The 16797-nt window shown below is 53.6% G+C and carries 21 protein-coding genes; 6 read left to right on the forward strand and 15 right to left on the reverse strand.

Features of this window, described 5'->3' with window-relative positions; all coding sequences use genetic code 11:
• Nucleotides 1-28 precede the first annotated feature (28 nt).
• The gene (locus F384_RS05210; protein WP_046497771.1) at nt 29-256 is read left to right on the forward strand and encodes a YceK/YidQ family lipoprotein; all 228 of its coding nucleotides are present in this window, start codon (nt 29-31) and stop codon (nt 254-256) included.
• On the opposite strand, the gene F384_RS05215 is transcribed toward F384_RS05210, so the two are convergent.
• The 3 genes from F384_RS05215 to F384_RS05225 all read right to left on the reverse strand — a co-directional run bounded on the left by F384_RS05215 (nt 257) and on the right by F384_RS05225 (nt 3012).
• Nucleotides 257-631 carry a MysB family protein gene (locus F384_RS05215; protein ID WP_046478946.1) on the reverse strand — a complete coding sequence of 125 codons (375 nt, stop codon included), beginning with the start codon at nt 629-631 and terminating at the stop codon, nt 257-259.
• A gap of 81 nt (nt 632-712) precedes the next feature.
• Nucleotides 713-1933 carry a multidrug efflux MFS transporter MdtG gene (gene mdtG / locus F384_RS05220; RefSeq protein WP_046478947.1) on the reverse strand — a complete coding sequence of 407 codons (1221 nt, stop codon included), beginning with the start codon at nt 1931-1933 and terminating at the stop codon, nt 713-715.
• A 158-nt stretch (nt 1934-2091) separates the two neighbouring features.
• A complete protein-coding gene (locus F384_RS05225; RefSeq protein ID WP_046478949.1) occupies nt 2092-3012 on the reverse strand; it encodes a Kdo(2)-lipid IV(A) acyltransferase in 921 nt (306 codons plus the stop codon).
• Nucleotides 3013-3238: 226 nt separating this feature from the next.
• Between F384_RS05225 and F384_RS05230 the strand changes: the two genes are divergently transcribed.
• Nucleotides 3239-4291: a rhodanese-related sulfurtransferase gene (locus F384_RS05230; RefSeq protein ID WP_046497775.1), complete on the forward strand. Its 1053-nt coding sequence runs from the start codon at nt 3239-3241 to the stop codon at nt 4289-4291.
• Between the two features lie 87 nt (nt 4292-4378).
• Here F384_RS05230 and F384_RS05235 read toward each other — a convergent pair whose 3' ends face one another.
• The 10 genes from F384_RS05235 to mdtH all read right to left on the reverse strand — a co-directional run bounded on the left by F384_RS05235 (nt 4379) and on the right by mdtH (nt 11860).
• Complete coding sequence (locus F384_RS05235; protein ID WP_046478950.1) at nt 4379-4954, reverse strand: YceI family protein; 576 nt, start codon at nt 4952-4954, stop codon at nt 4379-4381.
• A complete protein-coding gene (locus tag F384_RS05240) occupies nt 4951-5523 on the reverse strand; it encodes a cytochrome b (RefSeq protein WP_046478952.1) in 573 nt (190 codons plus the stop codon). Before F384_RS05240 ends, F384_RS05235 begins: the two co-directional genes overlap by 4 nt.
• Before the next feature lie 261 nt (nt 5524-5784).
• Nucleotides 5785-5898: a YceO family protein gene (locus F384_RS27835; RefSeq protein ID WP_043001014.1), complete on the reverse strand. Its 114-nt coding sequence runs from the start codon at nt 5896-5898 to the stop codon at nt 5785-5787.
• A 46-nt stretch (nt 5899-5944) separates the two neighbouring features.
• Nucleotides 5945-7066: an N-methyl-L-tryptophan oxidase gene (solA, locus tag F384_RS05245; protein WP_046497778.1), complete on the reverse strand. Its 1122-nt coding sequence runs from the start codon at nt 7064-7066 to the stop codon at nt 5945-5947.
• Between the two features lie 115 nt (nt 7067-7181).
• Nucleotides 7182-7436 (reverse strand): biofilm formation regulator BssS, encoded by a 255-nt coding sequence (gene bssS / locus F384_RS05250; RefSeq protein ID WP_042320092.1) that lies wholly within the window; start codon nt 7434-7436, stop codon nt 7182-7184.
• A 342-nt stretch (nt 7437-7778) separates the two neighbouring features.
• On the reverse strand, nt 7779-8024 hold the full coding sequence (gene dinI / locus F384_RS05255; protein WP_042319691.1) for a DNA damage-inducible protein I: 246 nt from the start codon (nt 8022-8024) through the stop codon (nt 7779-7781).
• A 76-nt stretch (nt 8025-8100) separates the two neighbouring features.
• Nucleotides 8101-9147, reverse strand: coding sequence for a dihydroorotase (pyrC, locus tag F384_RS05260; protein ID WP_046478954.1), 1047 nt, complete (start codon nt 9145-9147; stop codon nt 8101-8103).
• 102 nt (nt 9148-9249) lie between these two features.
• On the reverse strand, nt 9250-9810 hold the full coding sequence (locus tag F384_RS05265) for a lipoprotein (RefSeq protein ID WP_046478955.1): 561 nt from the start codon (nt 9808-9810) through the stop codon (nt 9250-9252).
• Between the two features lie 130 nt (nt 9811-9940).
• Nucleotides 9941-10588, reverse strand: a complete 648-nt coding sequence (gene grxB, locus F384_RS05270; protein WP_046478957.1) for a glutaredoxin 2 — start codon at nt 10586-10588, stop codon at nt 9941-9943.
• 63 nt (nt 10589-10651) lie between these two features.
• Nucleotides 10652-11860, reverse strand: a complete 1209-nt coding sequence (gene mdtH / locus F384_RS05275) for a multidrug efflux MFS transporter MdtH (protein ID WP_046478959.1) — start codon at nt 11858-11860, stop codon at nt 10652-10654.
• 292 nt (nt 11861-12152) lie between these two features.
• On the opposite strand from mdtH, the gene rimJ reads away from it, so the two are divergent.
• The 4 genes from rimJ (at nt 12153) to murJ (ending at nt 15965) form a co-directional block, all read left to right on the forward strand.
• Nucleotides 12153-12737 carry a ribosomal protein S5-alanine N-acetyltransferase gene (gene rimJ, locus F384_RS05280; RefSeq protein ID WP_046478961.1) on the forward strand — a complete coding sequence of 195 codons (585 nt, stop codon included), beginning with the start codon at nt 12153-12155 and terminating at the stop codon, nt 12735-12737.
• Between the two features lie 9 nt (nt 12738-12746).
• Nucleotides 12747-13394 carry a YceH family protein gene (locus F384_RS05285; protein WP_046478963.1) on the forward strand — a complete coding sequence of 216 codons (648 nt, stop codon included), beginning with the start codon at nt 12747-12749 and terminating at the stop codon, nt 13392-13394.
• Nucleotide 13395: 1 nt separating this feature from the next.
• The gene (locus tag F384_RS05290; protein WP_046478965.1) at nt 13396-14319 is read left to right on the forward strand and encodes a Gfo/Idh/MocA family protein; all 924 of its coding nucleotides are present in this window, start codon (nt 13396-13398) and stop codon (nt 14317-14319) included.
• Between the two features lie 110 nt (nt 14320-14429).
• Complete coding sequence (murJ, locus tag F384_RS05295) at nt 14430-15965, forward strand: murein biosynthesis integral membrane protein MurJ (protein WP_046478968.1); 1536 nt, start codon at nt 14430-14432, stop codon at nt 15963-15965.
• Nucleotides 15966-16008: 43 nt separating this feature from the next.
• Here the strand turns inward: murJ and flgN are convergent, their stop codons facing one another.
• Both flgN and flgM read right to left on the reverse strand, forming a co-directional pair.
• Nucleotides 16009-16431 (reverse strand): flagella biosynthesis chaperone FlgN, encoded by a 423-nt coding sequence (gene flgN / locus F384_RS05300; protein ID WP_046478969.1) that lies wholly within the window; start codon nt 16429-16431, stop codon nt 16009-16011.
• An 8-nt stretch (nt 16432-16439) separates the two neighbouring features.
• Nucleotides 16440-16733: a flagellar biosynthesis anti-sigma factor FlgM gene (gene flgM, locus F384_RS05305; protein ID WP_046478971.1), complete on the reverse strand. Its 294-nt coding sequence runs from the start codon at nt 16731-16733 to the stop codon at nt 16440-16442.
• Nucleotides 16734-16797: the final 64 nt, after the last annotated feature.

The raw sequence follows: 16797 nt of genomic DNA on the forward strand, positions 1-16797 counted from the left end.
CTGAAGAAAACGAATGATGAGGTATTACGTGCGACTCGTAGCGGTGGGCATCATGGTCATGCTGTTAAGCGGGTGCGGCAGCATTATCAGCCGGACAATCCCCGGACAGGGGCATGGCAACCAGTACTATCCGGGAGTGCAATGGGACGTCCGGGACTCGGCATGGCGCTATGTCACCATTATCGATCTGCCCTTCTCGCTGGTATTTGACACGCTGCTGTTGCCGCTCGATATGCATCACGGCCCTTACGAGTAGTTACCGCTCATCCCACTCATCGGCTGCGGTTTGCCCCTCTTCGGTGTCCAGCGGGGGCTCAAGCTGAAATTCGCCTTCGTCCCATTCGTGCAGCGTATTCTCTTCCAGCCACTCCTGGCGGATCTCTATCTCATCATAATCGCCGTCAAAGACGCTTTGGGCAGCTTCGCCGCTGAGCATCGGCAGGCATTCGCCTTCCTCTCCTTCGTCGGCAAAAAACTCAACCTGCCACATGATGTCGCCATCCTGTAGCACGTACTTTTGCACGTTAAGCTGCTGTACATTGGCTTCGTCCTGCTCAAGCTCAGGATGGTCCGCCAAAAATTCTTCACGGGCTGAGTCAATGGCTTCTTCCAGCGTTGCATACATGGTCATCAGAGTCTCCCTTTGATTTGACTAGGTATTCAGGGAAAGAATAGCTGATTCTCCGGTTATGCAAGTATGAATGCTGAAAAATCATCCCACGGTTCGTGAGAGGGCACGGCGACGCAGGCTGTTCCAGGAATAAATGGCGTTAAACAGCACCACTCCGGCGGTGACCAGAAAGACAGCGCGGAAGCCATAGTTGGCGGAAATCGCTGCGCCCATAAGTGGGCCGGTCACGTTGCCAATATCGCGAAACGACTGGTTGTAACTGAAGATGCGTCCGGCGATTTGGTTTGTGGAGTTATAGACCAGCAGCGTCTGTACCGCCGGTAACAGCGCGCCGTCGGCAGCACCCAGTAAAAAACGCAGCACCGCCAGTTGCCACGGGGTCTGAACAAAGGACATCGGGATCAGCAGCAGAACAGAAAGGATCAGCGCGACGATGAGGATTTTCTCCGGCCCGATGCGGTCTCCCAGCTTGCCTAACCTGGGTGCGCTGAGTAACGCGGCGACGCCGGGCACGGAGGCAATCATCCCGCTAATAAACGCAATATTGCTGACGTTACCTGCCAGTTCCCGCACATAGAGCGTCAGAATTGGCGCAATGGAACCGGTCGCCACCTGAATAATCAGCGTTGTGACAAACAGACTCAATACCAGTTTCGGGTTTTTAAGCGTGGCGACCACTTCCCGGACGCGTAGCATCTCTTTCTTGCTGATCGGCTTGAAGTTCTCGCGAATAAAAAACAGCGTCAGTAAAAAACAGATCAGCAGTACCGTTGCGGTGATGAAGAAAACCGGGCGCAGGCCGTACTGATCGGCGAGCAGGCCGCCCGCCAGCGGACCGAGCAGCGCACCGCTGACGCCGCCGGTAGAGAGCGTTCCCAGCGCCCAGCCGCTTTTATTACGCGGCACCTGAGTGGCGATCAGGGCGTTGGCGTTAGGGATAAATCCGCCCAGCAGTCCGAGCAGCGCGCGCAGCACCAGAAACTGCCAGATGTTCTGTGCCACGCCCATCAGCAGCATCACTATCGCCATCCCCAGTGCCGATCGCAGCAGCATGATCTTTCTGCCCTTGCGATCGGCGAGTCCGCCCCAGAAGGGAGAGGCGAAAGCGGAGAAAAGAAACGTAATACTGAAAACCAGCCCGGACCACATATTGAGCGCGCTGTGGCCCGTCACGCCGAGTTGTTCGACGTATAACGGTAAAAACGGCATCACCAGGCTGAATGCGGCACCGGTTAAGAAACAGCCGAGCCAGGCGACGGTGAGATTACGTTTCCAGTTGATGGGTGTATCAGAGGGTGACATAGCGATCCGCGTGTGATGCGCTGTTGGCGCTATCAGGCAAAAAATGAATATAAATTAAGCATATTCATTATGCGCCTGTCGGCGGAGGGTCGCAATGTGGGGAGCTTTTATCGCTAAAAGCGGTGAAAAAGCAGCCCGGAAAGACTGCTTTGCAGGATTTAATAGCGGGAAGGCACGCCAGCAGGACGCGTTTTGAAGCGACGGTGCAGCCACATGTACTGTTCCGGCGCCATCATGATGCACTTCTCCACAATCTTGTTCATCCAGGTGGCCGTGGTTTCTGCGTCGTCCAGCGGCGGTGAACACTCTGGCGGTAACATAATCAACTGGTAGCCTTTGCCATCGGGCTTGCGACGCGGCACAAACGGCACCAGGCAGGCGCTGGACATCCGCGCGAGCATCCAGGTGCCGGAAGTGGTGGCGGCCTGCTCAACGGCAAAAAGCGGGACGAACACGCTGGAGCGCGGGCCATAGTCATGGTCCGGCGCATACCAGACCACTTCGCCTTTCTTCAGCGCCTTAATCATCCCTTTCAGATCTTTGCGATCGAGCATGGATTTGTTGGAGCGCATACGTCCCCAGGTCTGGAGCCAGTCGAGCAGCGGATTATCATTTGGCCGATAAACGCCGATGCCGGGTTCCTGCAAACCGAACTGGCGCGCGCCAAGTTCCAGGGTCAAAAAGTGCAGGCCCACCAACAAGATGCCGCGCTGCTGGGCCTGAACGTCACGAATATGCTCCATGCCGATCACTTCAGTCCAGCGCGCGATGCGACGATCGGACCAGAACCAGGCCATCCCGGTTTCCAGCAGGCCCATACCGACAGACTCAAAATTTTTGACCACCATCGCATGGCGTTCACGCTCGCTCATCTCGGGAAAACAGAGTTCGAGATTACGATACGCAATTTTTGTCCGACGCTTCATCAAACGAAACGCCAGGTGGCCGAGCAAATGGCCAAGACGATAGAGTATCGGATAGGGCAACTGGACGACCAACCAAAGTGAGCCAATACCGAGCCAGGTTAACCAGTACCGTGGATGCAGTAATGCTGCGGAGAACTTAGGTAAATTCGTCATGTCTTTCCTGTTGTATACCTTAAAACGGGCAATTATCTGTATTGTTGCATTTTTTCGCTTTCAGAAAAAATTTGTGGCTCCAGGATGGCGATAAATGCAGCAAATGTTGTTAAATTTTTAGTTTGAAGAAAGAAATGTAGCGCAAAATGTATGGATGTAAATTGGCACTGATTGCTATATGATGCCGGCCGATTCTGATTTTCACTTATTGCAGGACTCGTACACCATGCCAGTGTTACATAACCGCATTTCCAATGACGCCCTCAGAGCCCGGATGTTGGCTGAAACTGAGCCGCGCACAACCATTTCATTCTATAAATATTTTACCATCGCAGACCCGCAGGTCACACGCGATGCGTTGTATCAAAAATTAACAGCGCTGAATGTTTTTGGCCGAATCTATTTGGCGCATGAAGGAATTAACGCCCAAATCAGTGTGCCGCAAAGTCAGGTTGCGGCGTTTCGCCAGCAGTTATATGCCTTTGATCCCGCCCTCGACGGCGTGCGTCTGAACATTGCGCTGGATGATGACGGGAAATCCTTCTGGGTGCTGCGGATGAAAGTGCGTGAGCGGATTGTGGCGGATGGTATTGAGGATCCAAGCTTTGACGCCAGCGATGTCGGCGATTATCTGAAGGCCGCCGAAGTGAACGCGATGCTCGACGACCCGGATGCGCTGTTCATCGATATGCGTAACCACTACGAATATGAAGTGGGCCATTTTGAGAATGCGCTGGAAATTCCGGCTGACACCTTCCGCGAGCAGTTGCCAAAAGCGGTCGAGATGATGCAGGAACACAAAGATAAAAAGATAGTGATGTACTGCACCGGTGGTATTCGCTGCGAAAAAGCCAGCGCCTGGATGAAGCATAACGGCTTTAGCAAAGTGTGGCACATTGAGGGCGGCATCATCGAATATGCGCGCAAGGCTCGTGAGCAGGGGTTACCGGTGCGTTTCATCGGCAAAAACTTTGTGTTTGATGAGCGCATGGGTGAGCGCATCTCAGAAGAGGTGATTGCCCATTGTCATCAATGCGGCGCGCCATGCGACAGCCACACCAATTGTAAGAATGACGGTTGCCATTTGCTGTTTATTCAGTGTCCGGCGTGTGCGCAAAAGTACAACGGCTGCTGTAGCGAGATCTGCTGCGAAGAAAGCGCGTTACCGGAAGAAGAGCAGCGCCGCCTTCGTGCGGGACGCGAGAACGGCAATAAGATCTTTAATAAGTCGCGTGGACGGTTGAACACGAAACTGGGGATTCCGGATCCCGCCGAGTAATCGTGTTGCCGGATGACCGTGACAACACGGCATCCGGCCTGCAATATCAGGCCCGATAGCAGAGCGCCATCGAGCCTCCTGTCTCTTTTACTTCTGCTGTACGCCTTCCACTGAGATGATCAAATCCACTTCCTGCGAGGCAGGCCCCAGATCGGTGGTAATGTTGAAGTCCTTCAGCTTAATTTTACCTTCGGCTTCGAAGCCAGCACGTTTACCACCCCACGGATCGTCTCCCTGACCAATCATCTTCGCTTCCAGCGTTACCGGCTTCGTCACGCCGTTAAGCGTCAGGTTCCCGGTGATGTCCAGTTCGTCACCGTCTTTCTTCACGCTGGTGGAGGTAAAGGTCGCCTGCGGGAATTTCGCCGCATTCAGGAAATCAGCGCTGCGCAGGTGCTTGTCACGCTCGGCGTGGTTGGTATCCACGCTGCCGGTGTTGATGGTCACGTTCACTTTATCTGCCGCGGGATCCTTTTCATCAAAGGTAAAGGTGCCGTCGAAGTCTTTGAACGTCCCGTATAACCAGCTATACCCCAGGTGCTGAATGCGGAAATTAACAAAGGCATGTTGTCCTTCTTTGTCAATTTTATAATCCGCCGCGACGGCGGAACCGGTGGTGAACAGCAAAGAGGCGAGAGTTAAACCCAGCAGGCTTTTTTTCATTTTTGAGCTCCATAGTCAGATGACGACTTACCCAACATGCGATTCAGGGTGTCGTCTTTATCAATAAAGTGGTGTTTAAAGGCCATCAGGCCATGCAGAACGGAAAGAATAACCACGGTCCAGGCCAGCCACAGGTGTACGCTTCCGGCGAGATCGGCCTGAACAGCGGCATCCGCGAAGGTCGCCGGGACGTCAAACCAGCCGAAAACGCTGACAGGTTTGCCGTCTGCCGTCGAGATCAGGTAACCGCTAATGACAATGCTAAACAGCAGCAGGTATAACGCGAGATGTCCTAGCGTCGCGCCAGCTCGGGTCAGGACCGAATAGCTTTTCAGCGCCTTTGGCGGTGGGGAGAGCAGACGCCAGATGACCCGCACGACCAGCCCCATCATTAACAGGACCCCAATGCTCTTATGCAGCTCGGGTCCCTGGTGATACCAGCCGTCGTAATAGCTCAGCGTCACCATCCAGAGACCGAGGGCAAACATACCGTAAACCACCAACGCGGTTAGCCAGTGAAGCAGGGCAGAAATAAACCCATACCGTTGAGGAGTATTTAAAAACTGCATAAAAATTCCATTTCATATCTCAGGATTGAATGAAAATGGCGTGTCAGAGACATAAATGCAACTAAAAAATAACAAAGAGAGTGATATTTAAAGATGATTCAATAATTTTGTATTAATTTTTAGTTTTCATTCAATGCATTCGGCATAAATGATAATTTGATGACAGTTGGCAGGGGGTAGTTGGGTTGTGTATTATTCAAAAAATCTAAACGAAATTTAGATAACTTTCAGTTTTTGTCAATATTTGTCAATGGTTCAGGCTCAGTAAAACAGGATGTAAATAACATCAAGAATGGCCAGCAGTGACCACAAAATAACGTAGAGCATAAAATGCTCGCGAATATTGTTGACCAGATAAAGAAACAGACGACGCATATTTTAATCACCATAAAAAAGGCCTCATTACGAGGCCATTTAACGATTATGCCGTAAATCGGGAGAGCCTGAATGGCGTCAGGTCAAAAGCGGATGGTTTTACCTGGGCAAAGTCAGCGGCAATTTCACCCAATACCGAGGCAAATTTAAAGCCGTGACCACTCAGTCCGGTCACGATCAGCGTGTTGTCATGGCCGGGCAGCGTGTCGATGATAAAGTCTTCATCCGGCGAGTTATCGTAGGTGCAGGCCGCGCCGTGCAGACAGCAGCCGATCCCTGGAAGGACATTGCGCAGGAACGGGAACGCTTCGGATCCATCGCTGGCAACACTGGCAAACGGTTTGCGTTCGGCTTCTGAATGGATAAGCTGTCCGCCGTTGTGCTTACCGATTTTAAGCTCGTCGTTCTCCGCCGGGAAACCGTAGTACTGATCGCCATTGGGCAGTTCGCCGGTGAAGGCCGGGAATTTATTCTTGATGCTATAGCGCCCATCGGCCTGATACCAGGCAAACACTTTTCGTACCGGCTGGATTGGCAGATCGGGAATCAAGGTCTGAACCCAGGTACCGGCGCTCACCAGCGCTTTCTTCGCGCTGTACTCACCATCAGCCGTTTCAACGGTGACCCCGCCGTCATCATCATGATGAATGGCCGTCACCGGACAGTTGAAGAGTTGCGCGCATCCGGCTTCTTCAGCCAGACGGATCCAGGTTTTTATCGCCAGCTCGCTGCGTAAAAAACCGGAATCGGCTTCGAACAGACCGGTGTAGTCTGCGGGGACACGAATTTCAGGCCAGCGCGCCATAATGGCGGCGGCATCGAGTTGCTCAACGTTCAGTTGCCACTGTTTTGCGCTGTGCGCAACGTTCGCCAGGAAGGGGGAATCGGCTGGGCCAAGATTGATGACGCCGGAGCGTACGAATATCGGTTCTTCATTATGGGTGGAGAGTTCATCCCACAGCGTCTGCGCACGCAGCACCAGCGGAACGTATTTTTCACCTTCACCGTACGCGTGGCGTATCAGTCGCGTATCGCCGTGATGGCTGCCCTGCTGATGCGGCGGCATATGTGCATCGGTCATCAGAACGTTTAACCCGGCGCGAGTGGCATAATAACCTGCGGCTGCCCCAACGGACCCGCTGCCTATAATGATTAAGTCGTATTTCATCGGTTTCTCTCTGCTGTCGCGTTTGATGCAGAGTAAATAAGTGAAATGCGTAATACAACCCAGAAATAGCAAAGGCACCATCAAGGTGCCTTTTTAAGTGAGAATGTCCGTCTCGTTAATGCCGACGGTACTCATTGACCTGGTAATCGCCGGATTCGATTTTGGCAATGCCGGCTTCTAATATCGAAATAAATTGTCTGGCAACATCGGTGGTTAACCAGAGCGTTTGGCCGACTTCCGTACCATCGGGTTCAGGACGATTCGGAGTCTGGTAGTGCAAACGCAGCATCAGCGCGTCATAGCTATCTACGGTGCTGATGTCCCATCCCACAAGCGGATGAGTCTGAATGACTTCATTATTCTTTTCCATCATGCCCCCTAATTCGTGTTACAAGACAACGGTTTTCGAGGTTCAATGCGTTTTTATCTGAAGCAACTTCAGTATATCAATAAATAATGGTATTCACTGAGATTTTAAAGAGGAGGGAGCATAAATTTCTGCAAATTAAGAATTTGTGAGTAATTAATCACCATCTTGTTCACTCTTTTTAAGTATGTTGTGCAATGTTTTTGAGCAACAGGTGAAAATATAATCAATTATCGGGGTTGGGGAATTTTTAAATGATGCCGGTAAAGAGGTTGTCTGAAGGATAAAAATGAAAGGATAAAAAAGCCGGGGCGACCCGGCAAAAGAGACTACGGCATAGCATTTTTATTCTTTAATGAACCAGTCGTCGGCGCTTTCCCAGGTTTCCTGGAGAATTTCGCTGATCCGTTCTTTATCCTCTTTCGTCGCACCAATCACGGACAAATTATTCGCCGCGGCGTAACGAACGGTGACGTTACCGTCATTGTCGGGAAAGTGATGAGTTATACGGCGGGAGAGTTCACCTGCCAGGGCGTCAATGGCACCGGCAGGCAAAGGTGAAGTTTTAGCAATAGTGACTTCAATACGCATAATGGCCCCCTGTTGAATATACTGGTTATTTATACAGTTAACATGACCAGGTTACAACAGGCGGCGCTGATTTTTTTTACTTTTTAATCGTCCAGCGTACCGTTTCACCCCCGAGGAACGGCACCAGCGTATCGTCGGTCAGCGCGATGCTCTCCGGCACCTGCTGTTCTTCACGTACCAGCTCAATGAAGGTCTCATTCACTGGCAGGCCGTAGAATCGCGGACCGTTCAGTGAACAGAAGGCTTCAAAGTGCGCCAGGGCATCCATCTCTTCAAATACGCTTGCGTAGCTCGCCAGCGCCGTTGGCGCGTTAAAGCAGCCCGCGCAGCCACAGCTCGATTCTTTACGATGACGGGCGTGCGGAGCGGAGTCGGTGCCGAGGAAGGCGCGTTCAAAACCGCTGGCAACCAGTTCTCGCAGCGCCTGTTGGTGCACATTGCGCTTGAGGATCGGCAGACAGTAGAGGTGCGGGCGAATCCCGCCAACCAGCATGTGGTTACGGTTAAACATCAGGTGCTGTGGCGTGATCGTCGTCGCCAGTAACTCGTTGCCGTCACGGACATACTCCGCCGCATCTTTGGTGGTGATGTGCTCAAAGACCACTTTCAGCGCGGGCAGGCGCTGGCGCAGGGGCTCCATCACCGTCTCAATAAAACGCGCTTCGCGGTCAAAAATGTCGATATCCGCGTGGGTGACTTCGCCATGAACCAACAGCGGCATGCCGAGTTTTTCCATACGCTCAAGGACCGGCATGATGGCATCAATGGAGGTGACGCCGTGGCTGGAGTTGGTGGTGGCATTCGCCGGATAGAGTTTGGCTGCGGTGAATACGCCTTCGCGAAAGCCGCGTTCCAGTTCAGCAGGATCCAGTGTGTCCGTTAAATAGCAGGTCATCAGCGGCGTGAAGATGTGTCCGGCGGGGACCGCATCAAGAATGCGCTGGCGATAGGCGATAGCCGCATCCACCGTGGTGATCGGTGGCGCCAGGTTGGGCATCACTATCGCACGTGCATAAATGTCGCTGGTGTACGGCACGACCGTTTTTAACATTTCGCCATCGCGAAGGTGAAGGTGCCAGTCGTCTGGGCGGCGGATCTTTAAAACCTGGGAGGGTGCAGTCATCAATATGCTCCGGCTGGGGGATGTCATTTTTGCCGGAAACAAAGGATATGCGGAAACGTTTTCGTTTGCACGTAAAAAAAGGCGCCGCAGCGCCTTTGTCACTTAATCAGTGAGCGGGATGATAATTTCACCCGGTTTCACTTCGATGCCTTTGGCATATTTTTTCGCCAGCGCTTCGCCTTTGCTGCTGTCTTCACGCAGGACATACGCCGGTTGCTGGTTAAAGTAATTGCGCAGCGACTGGTTCAGATAGGGCATCAGGGTTTGCAGCACCGACTGCATTTTTTCCGGCGTCACGGTGGCATCCACCACTTCCATTTCCTGCAGGAAGATGGCCCCTTTTTCTTTATTAAAGACCGGCAGCGCTTTCAGCTTCAGCTTGATGGTCGCTTTCTGGCTGCCAAACAGTGAGTTCATATCCAGGTTTGCATCGCCGGTCAGCGTCACTTTGTTCGGTTCTTCACGCCCGATCTGGCTGGAGAGGTTGTTCAGTACGATATGCGCATCGGCAACGCCCGGAAGTCCGATATCTTTGGCAAAGTTGTTGCGCTTTTCGAGCGCCTGGTTAATTTCTTGTTCGCTTACGGTGTACTGTGTGAGCTGATTACAGCCGGTCAACAGGCCGCCTACTATCAATGCGGCAGCAAAAAAAATCTTCTTCATGGGGTTCCTCTACATGATGCGGTCGTCATAATCCTGACATAACGCAGCATGTGTCACCAGCGCGAACGTCGCCAGTAGAAAAAACTGAAAAAAGCGGCAGCCTCTGTGACTCAGCCACCGCCGGTAAACGTTAAATCGCCATTGATGATAACAGATTGATCTGCGTCTGTTTCGCCATATTGTCACGATAGTCAGCGACGCGCGTCGGCCAGTTAATACCGGCCACCAGCGTCAAATTACGCAGCAGAGGAAATAACTGGATATCATCTTCGGAAAGTTCACCGTTCACGCCATTAGGCTGCACGATGAGCTTATCCAGTGCGCGCAAATCGTCACTGATTTTTTTGATCAGGCCAGCGGAATGGGCCAGATGGTCGGCAAAACTGCCAATCATCGCCTCTTTCTTCTCAGTAAAGTATTTACGCGCTGAAGGCGTGGAAAATTCATCAAACGCAGATTGTGCAAAACGCGGCAGCAGCAGGTGATTGGCGTAGCGGTTCACTTTGCGCAGCCACTCGTCAATGGCTGGATTCTTCTTGCCGGTGAGCAGCGGTTTGCCATCCAGCTTATCAACGTAATGGACGATGTCCATGCTTTCCGGTAGATAGCGGCTGTCGTCTTTTTGCAGAATCGGCACCATTTTCTGGCCAATCATCCGGGTTGGGGTGTCGTCATCGTCATTGGCTAAGACATTCAGTTCGACGGGGATATTCTTGAGGCCGAAAATCATGCGGGCTTTGATGCAGAAAGGGCAGTGATCGTAAATATAAAGCTTCACGTTTCTCCTCCATTTGACTGTCAGTTCCCTTTCAGTATGGAGGAGTCACGCGCAGGTATCAAATCAGGCTCCGGGTTCCAGCATGCCGCGCGGCGTGCGCTTGTGGCTGAACTGCCAGCCCAGCGCCAGGAAGGTGATGACGCCAATAATCCCCAGCATCATCCACGGCAACTCCGGTTGCTGGAGCAGTTTCCCCATATCAAACAGCCAGCCGCCGCCGATATACCCGATAGCACCGCCTATGGCTAACCCCAGGCGGCTAAAGCCCATATAGCTACCACGCGCCCGCGCATCTGACAGCGAGGCGCTGAGCGTTTCACGGGCAGGTTCGGCGATGATCGAACCAACATAGAAAGTGCAAATCAGCGTGAACAACTGTTGTAAGTCATTCACCAGTCCCACGGGTAACATACTCAGTGACATCAGCAGTAGCCCGGCCATCAGGCGATGCTCAAGACGAAACCGTTTTTCGCTCCAGCGTGCAATAGGGTAGAGCAGCGTCAGCGAGAGGCAGGCCTCAATGGCATACATCCATTTCACAGCGGAAGGCGACCCGGCGATGTCATTGACCATAATCGGCAGCATCAGCATGACCTGGACCGCGAGCATGTAATAGCCCGCCAGCGTCAGCACATAGGTGACAAAGCGTTTGTCACTGAGCACCCGACTCATCCCTTCCCGTACCGGAATGCGTACGGTAGAGAGTTTCCACGCGGGCAGCAGCCAGGCGTTAAAGGCAGCGCAAAGCACGAACAACAGAGCCCCGGTGGCGCAGACCAGACGGAAGTCATACTGCAACAGCCAGCTCCCTAACAGCGCACCGATAACGGCCCCCGCGCTGTCCTGCATCATCAATATTGAGAAGAAGCGACCCCGCTGATGCGGGCGAATCAGTTTCACCACCAGCGCGGAACGCGGCGGATCGAACAACGTGCCGCCAAGACCGGAGAGGAAGCAGGAGAACCACAACAGCCAGGGCTCATGGGCGATCCCCATGGTGGCAAACCCGGCGGCGCGCATCAGCATGCCGGTGACGATCATCGGTTTCGCGCCAAAGCGGTCGGCAACCGCACCGCCAAAAATTCCCAGCCCCTGTTGAATAAGCTGACGCAGGCCCAGCGCGATGCCGACCATCACGGCAGCCCAGCCCATTTGATCGACGAAACGAATTGAGATCAGCGGGAACACGACGAAGAAGCCCAACACGACCAACATATTATCGATGAGCAGGAAAGTTTTACCCAGGTTCCTGGCCTGCGAGACACGCGACATTTCCCCTCCCGGGAAACACTCGTCATTCTTCGGGGTGCGCGAAATTTGCGGCATTCGAATGATTGAGAGTAGATAAAGCGAAGTATCTCCTATTCTGCGGCTTTGCTGCCTTTTTGCCCACCCTCGCCGGGACAATATTTTTTTATCAAAAGTCCATCTTGATAGAGAGTTTTCATCAAAATGGAGGAATAATTCAAAAAATGGCAAATTGCACTTTTCACAGGGTGGTTTTGCACAGGTATAGTAAGTCAATCAGGGTGTAACGGCGATTCGGGAAGGAGTAGGAATAACTATGTTTGGCTATCGCAGTAACGTGCCAAAAGTGCGCTTAACCACCGACCGCCTGGTCGTGCGTTTAGTGCATGAGCGTGATGCCTGGCGTCTGGCGGATTATTACGCAGAAAATCGTCATTTCTTAAAACCCTGGGAACCGATTCGTGATGAAAGCCACTGCTATCCCTCCGGCTGGCAGGCGCGGCTCGGCATGATTGCCGAATTTCACAAGCAAGGTTCCGCGTATTACTTTGCGCTGCTGGATCCTGATGAAAAGGAGATCATCGGGGTGGCTAATTTTTCTAACGTGGTGCGGGGGTCTTTCCATGCCTGCTATCTGGGCTATTCCATTGCGCAGAAATGGCAGGGGCAGGGGCTGATGTTTGAAGCGCTGACCGCCGCTATCCGTTATATGCAACGCACGCAACATATTCATCGTATTATGGCGAACTACATGCCGCACAATAAACGCAGTGGCGATTTACTGGCGCGACTCGGCTTTGAAAAAGAAGGCTACGCGAAAGATTATCTGTTGATTGACGGACAATGGCGCGATCACGTGCTGACGGCGTTAACGACATCAGAATGGACCGCAGGTCGGTGAGGATACCTTATGAAATATGAATTAACGGCTGCGGAAGCTCGCGTGATTGGCTGTCTGCTCGAAAAACAGGTCACGACACCGGAGCAATATCCGCTCTCCGTCAACGGCGTGGTCACCGCCTGTAATCAGAAAACCAATCGTGAACCGGTGATGAATATGGCGGAGCGCGAGGTACAGGAGCTGCTCGACAATCTGGTGAAACGTCATTTCCTGCGTACGGTCAGCGGCTTTGGTAGTCGCGTCACCAAGTACGAGCAGCGTTTCTGTAACTCGGAATTTGGTCAACTGAAACTGAGTCCGGCGGAAGTGGCGCTGGTCACGACGCTGCTGCTGCGTGGCGCGCAAACGCCGGGCGAATTGCGCAGTCGCGCGTCGCGGATGTATGAATTTAGCGACATGGCGGAAGTGGAAACGACGCTGGAGCATCTGGCGACGCGGGAGGATGGCCCTTACGTCGTGCGTCTGGCGCGGGAGCCGGGGAAACGTGAAAGTCGCTATATGCATCTGTTCTGCGGCGAAGTGCATGAGCCGATTGCCCAGGCTGATGAACCGCAGGCGGCGACGGGGGATTTGCAGGCCCGCGTCGAGGTGCTGGAAAGCGAAGTCGCCGCACTGAAACAACGGCTCGAGTCGTTGCTGGAACATCTGGGAGAGTAACGTGACAAAACTACGTATCGGGGTGGTCGGTCTGGGCGGCATTGCCCAGAAAGCCTGGCTACCCGTGCTCGGCAACGCGAGCGACTGGACGTTACAGACCGCCTGGTCACCGTCGCGCGAGAAAGCGGAGAAAATCTGTGCAACCTGGCGCATCCCCTATGCGGGTTCGCTGACCGATCTTGCCGCGGACTGCGACGCGGTGTTTGTCCACTCCAGCACGGCGACCCATTATGCCGTCGTCAGTGAATTGCTCAATGCGGGCGTGCATGTCTGCGTTGATAAGCCGTTGGCAGAAAATTTAGCCGATGCTGAACGGCTGGTGGCGTTGGCGGCGAAGAAAAAGCTGACATTGATGGTGGGATTTAACCGCCGCTTTGCCCCGCTGTATCGCGAGCTTAAGGCCGAACTGGGGGCTGCCGCCTCTGTGCGGATGGATAAACACCGTACCGACAGCGTGGGTCCCCACGATCTGCGGTTCACGCTGCTGGATGACTATCTGCATGTCGTCGACACCGCGCTGTGGCTGGCGGGCGGTAACGCGCCGCTCAGCAGCGGGACGCTACTCACCAATGACGCGGGCGAGATGCTGTACGCCGAGCACCATTTCACTGCCGGTCAGTTGCAATTGACCACCAGTATGCATCGGCGGGCGGGAAGTCAGCGTGAGAGCGTACAGGCGGTGACCGATGGCGGGCTGATTGACGTGACGGATATGCGTGAGTGGCGTGAAGAGCGCGGGCAGGGCGTGGTGCACAAACCGGTTCCCGGTTGGCAAACCACGCTTGAACAGCGTGGATTCGCCGGTTGTGCGCGCCATTTTGTGGAATGCATACAAAATCAGACGGTTCCGGAAACCGCGGGCGAGCAGGCGATCCTCGCCCAGCGCGTGGTGGAAAAGCTCTGGCGCGAGGCGATGAGCGAATAATCCCCTGTCACATCTGGCGGTAGTAATTCACCGTAATCCAGGTAGACTAAGCGCCTCTTCCAACGCCTGCATTGCAGGCGTTTTGCCGTAGGGTCTGGAATAAAAAAGTCATGAACCTATTAAAATCGCTGGCCGCCGTCAGCTCAATGACGATGTTTTCACGTGTGCTGGGTTTTGCGCGTGACGCGATTGTCGCCAGAATCTTTGGTGCCGGAATGGCAACCGATGCCTTTTTTGTGGCATTCAAATTACCCAACCTGTTACGCCGTATTTTTGCGGAAGGGGCCTTTTCTCAGGCCTTTGTCCCCATTCTGGCCGAATACAAAAGCAAGCAGGGCGAAGACGCCACCCGCGTGTTTGTCTCTTATGTTTCGGGACTGCTGACGCTGGCGCTCGCCGTGGTCACCGTCGCCGGGATGCTGGCGGCGCCGTGGGTGATCATGGTGACGGCGCCGGGTTTTGCCGACACGGCCGATAAATTCGCGCTGACCACCAAACTGCTGCAAATTACCTTTCCGTACATCCTGCTGATTTCGCTGGCCTCGCTGGTTGGGGCGATCCTCAATACCTGGAACCGCTTCTCCATTCCGGCGTTTGCCCCTACGTTCCTGAACATCAGCATGATTGGTTTCGCGCTGTTTGCCGCGCCGTATTTCAATCCACCCGTTCTGGCGCTGGCGTGGGCAGTCACCGTTGGCGGCGTGCTGCAACTGGTTTATCAGCTTCCGCATCTGAAAAAAATCGGCATGCTGGTGCTGCCGCGAATTAACTTCCGCGATGCGGGTGCGATGCGCGTCGTGAAGCAGATGGGCCCGGCGATCCTCGGTGTCTCCGTCAGCCAGATCTCGCTTATCATCAACACCATTTTCGCCTCCTTTCTCGCGTCCGGTTCCGTTTCGTGGATGTACTACGCGGATCGTCTGATGGAATTTCCGTCGGGTGTACTGGGTGTGGCGCTGGGGACAATCCTGCTGCCTTCACTGTCGAAAAGCTTCGCCAGCGGCAACCATGATGAGTACTGCCGTCTGATGGACTGGGGGCTGCGACTGTGCTTCCTGTTGGCGCTGCCGAGCGCGGTGGCTATTGGGATCCTGTCCGGCCCCTTGATCACCTCATTGTTTCAGTACGGTAAATTCACCGCTTTCGATGCGCTGATGACGCAGCGGGCACTGATTGCCTATTCCGTGGGGCTGATGGGGCTGATTGTGGTGAAAGTGCTGGCGCCGGGCTTCTATTCGCGTCAGAACATCAAAACGCCGGTTAAAATTGCCATTGTGACGCTTATCATGACCCAACTGATGAACCTGGCGTTCATTGGCCCGCTGAAGCATGCCGGACTGTCGTTGTCGATTAGCCTCGCCGCCTGTCTGAACGCAGGATTGCTGTACTGGCAGTTGCGCAAACAGAAAATTTTCACCCCGCAACCGGGCTGGATGGGTTTTCTTATTCGTCTGATTGTCGCCGTGCTGGTGATGGCAGCCGTGCTGGTTGGCGTGTTGCACATCATGCCGGAGTGGTCGCAGGGGACGATGCCGTGGCGTCTGCTTCGCCTGATGGCGGTGGTCATTGCCGGTATTGCCGCCTACTTTGCCGCACTGGCGGTGATGGGCTTCAAAGTGAAAGAGTTTGCGCGCCGGACGGCGTAAGCGAAATCGTTCCGGATGGCGAAATGCCGCCATCCGGAAACCATCAAATAGAGAATTTTTTCCCGCCGCGAGAGGCAGAAGAGGGTTGACCGTTCGCACCGTACAGTGACGGTTCCTGATACGGTTTTAAAACCTCAAGCGCGTGTTGATTGCGCTGAATCTGATCTTCCAATAACCAGCCGTTATGCTGATTCAGGTCGCGTAAGTGCTGCGTTTTATCGGTAATCGCTTTCCAGCGCTCGGCCACGTCATCGTTCGCGCTACGCTGCGGGTCTTGTTCCAGTCGCCGCTGTTGTTCCAGATAGTCCAGAGTCGCCAGCAGAGAACTTTTTTCTTCTGTAATACGCTGCAGCTGGCTCCCGTTAATATGACCCACGGAAAGTTGTTGCTGTTCGGCGTCCATTACCGTTTTCAGGTCATTCAGGACAGCCGTCATTTGATCGAGTATTTCTGACAAGCGCGTCATACGGTCAGTTACTCACTCTGGAGATAGCTCTGCGTCTCGCGGATCAGCGAGTCGGCAATTTTCCCCGTGTCCATCTTCAGCTCACCGTTACGAATAGCGGTTTTCAGGGCTTCAACGCGTTCCATGTTGATGTCACCCGCGCCAGGCTGCATCAGTTTTGCCTGAGCATCGCTTAACGTCACGCTGGTACTGGTTGCCGTCGAGGTTTTTTCCTGACGCGCTTTGAGGACCGGCGCATCCGTCGTTTCACGCGCCTGAACGGTGCTAACGGGTTTCATAGGTGAGGTACGGTCAATGCTCATTTTTATCATCCTCATCGAGGGGTTATGCTGTAGCGGCCAGCTATCATCTAATGTGTAATCACTA

Origin of the sequence: Citrobacter amalonaticus Y19 (genome assembly GCF_000981805.1) — a bacterium.
Lineage (GTDB): Bacteria > Pseudomonadota > Gammaproteobacteria > Enterobacterales > Enterobacteriaceae > Citrobacter_A > Citrobacter_A amalonaticus_C.